The organism is Streptomyces sp. NPDC005808, from assembly GCF_042871385.1.
Lineage (GTDB): Bacteria > Actinomycetota > Actinomycetes > Streptomycetales > Streptomycetaceae > Streptomyces.
Genome location: NZ_JBIAIK010000045.1, coordinates 1 through 2,605, shown reverse-complemented (window position 1 = coordinate 2,605; position 2,605 = coordinate 1). Strand labels below are relative to the sequence as shown.

The 2,605-nt window shown below is 73.7% G+C and carries 1 protein-coding gene; it reads right to left on the bottom strand.

Going from position 1 to position 2,605, the window contains the following annotated elements; translation table 11 throughout:
- Nucleotides 1-2,605 (bottom strand): beta-ketoacyl synthase N-terminal-like domain-containing protein (locus ACFYPC_RS37000; RefSeq protein ID WP_391891738.1); only part of this gene is annotated, 2,605 nt, incomplete at both ends.

Below are 2,605 nucleotides of genomic sequence, written 5' to 3'. Positions count from 1 at the left end.
CCCTCCACCCCCCGCACGACATCGAGCAACGACCAACCGGTGAACGGCTCCAGCGCAGCCCCGCATTCGGCCATACGGGCGGCGAAGACCGGCGATGAGTCCAGCAGACCCACCGCCATCCCCACCCACTGCGCACCCTGACCCGGGAACACGAACACCGGACGGGGCGAGGGCTGGGCCTCGCCGCTGAGGACGTTTCCTGCCGGGCGGCCCTGGGCGAGCGCCTCAAGGGCCGCGAGGAACTCGTCCCGGTCTCCCGCGACGACGGCCGCGCGGTGGTCGAACCGCGCCCGGGTCAGCGCCAGGGAGTAACCGATGTCGGCCGGGGTGACGCCGGCGTTCGCACGTACGTGTTCCAGCAGCCTCTCGGCCTGCGCCCGCAGCGCCGACTCAGACTTGCCCGACAGGACCCACGGCACCACGGCCGAGGACGGGACGGCGGGGGACGGCACGGGCGGCGCGGACTCGGTGCGTCGCGGGGCCTCTTCCAGGATCAGGTGGGCGTTCGTGCCGCTCATGCCGAACGAGGACACACCCGCCCGGCGCGGGGTGCCGGTCTCGGGCCACGGGACGTGGTCCGTCAGGAGCTCCACCGCACCTGCCGACCAGTCGACGTGGCCGGAGGGGGCGTCGACGTGCAGGGTCTGCGGCAGTACCCCGTTGCGCATCGCCAGGACCATCTTCATCACGCCGGCGACACCGGCGGCGGCCTGCGTGTGGCCGATGTTCGACTTCACCGAGCCCAGCAGCAGCGGACGGTCCTCTGCACGGTCCTTGCCGTACGTCGCCAGCAGGGCCTGGGCCTCGATCGGGTCGCCCAGCCTCGTACCGGTGCCGTGCGCCTCGACCGCGTCCACATCGGCCGTGGTCAGACGGGCGTTGGCGAGCGCCTGCTGGATCACGCGCTGCTGCGAGGGACCGTTCGGTGCGGTCAGGCCGTTGGACGCGCCGTCCTGGTTGACCGCCGAGCCCCGGACGACCGCGAGGACCTCGTGGCCGTTGCGGCGGGCGTCCGACAGACGCTCCAGGAGCAGGACGCCGACGCCCTCGGCCAGCGCGAAGCCGTCCGCGGCCTCGGCGAACGCCTTGCAGCGGCCGTCCGCGGCCAGCGCCTGCTGGCGGCTGAACTCCACGAACGACGTGGGCGTTCCCATCACCATCACGCCGCCGGCCAGGGCCATCGTGCACTCGCCGCCGCGCAGCCCCTGGACCGCCATGTGCACGGCGACCAGGGAGGAGGAGCACGCCGTGTCCACGGTCATGGCGGGGCCTTCCAGCCCCAGGGCGTACGAGATGCGCCCGGACACGACACTGCCGGCCGTGCCCGTCAGGAGGTGGCCCTCGAAGCCGTTCGGGCGGCCGCGGGTCGCTCCGCCGTATCCGGAGGCCGCGGCACCCGCGTACACGCCGGTACGGGTCCTGCACACGGAGGCCGGGTCGATGCCCGCGTGCTCGAAGGTCTCCCAGGAGGTCTCGAGCAGCAGTCGCTGCTGCGGGTCCATGGCGAGGGCCTCGCGCGGCGAGATCCCGAAGAAGGCCGGGTCGAACTGCCCCGCGTCTCGCAGGAATCCGCCCTCGCCCACGTACGAGGTGCCCTGGCTGTCGCCCTCCGTGTGCCGGAAGACGTCCAGGTTCCATTCGCGGTCCAGGGGTACGCCGCCGATGGCGTCGCGGCCTTCGACGAGGAGCCGCCACAGGTCCTGCGGCGAGCGGACCCCGCCCGGGAAGCGGCAGCTCATGCCGATGATCGCGATCGGGTCGTCGGCGTCGGCGTTCGCGGGGACCGGCGTGCCCGCCGCGGTCGCGCCGGCGTCGAGGCCGAGCAGTTCGGACCGCAGATGGGCGGCGAGGACCTCGGGGGTGGGGTAGTCGAAGACGAGGGTGGTCGGCAGCCGCAGACCGGTCGCGGAATTGAGCCGGTTGCGGATCTCGACGGCCGTGAGGGAGTCGAAGCCCAGCTCGCGGAAGGCCCTGCCGGTCTCGACCGAGTCCGGGGTGGCGTGGCCGAGCACCGCCGCGACGTGCGTACGGACGAGGTCCAGCAGCGTGCGCTCGGCCTGCTCGGGTGCCAGCGCGGCGAGCTGCTGGGCGAACGAGGATGCCTCGACGGCCTGCCCGGCGCCCAGGGAGCGGCGCGCGGGAGCCCGTACCAGCGCCCGGAACAGCGGCGGCAGGCCCGTGCCCTCGGCCTCGCCGTGCCGGCGTACGGCGGTCAGGTCCAGGCGCGCGGCGACGAGCAGGGCGTGGCCGGTGGTGCCGGCCGCGTCGAGCAGGGCCAGACCGAGGGCGGTGGGCAGCGGGTGCATACCCGAGCGGGTCATGCGGGCGATCTCGGCGTCGCCGAGGTGCGCGGTCATGCCGCTGCGCTCTTCCCACATGCCCCAGGCGATCGCCTGCGCGGGCAGGCCCTGGGCCTGCCGGTGCTGTGCCAGGGCGTCGAGGTAGACGTTGGCGGCCGCGTAGTTGCCCTGGCCGGGGCCGCCGAACGTGCCCGCTCCACCGGAGAAGAGGACGAACTCGGCGAGTTCGTGGTGGTCGCGGGTGAGTTCGTGGAGGTTCCAGGCCGCGTCGGCCTTGGGACGCAGGACCGTGTCGATACGGCCGG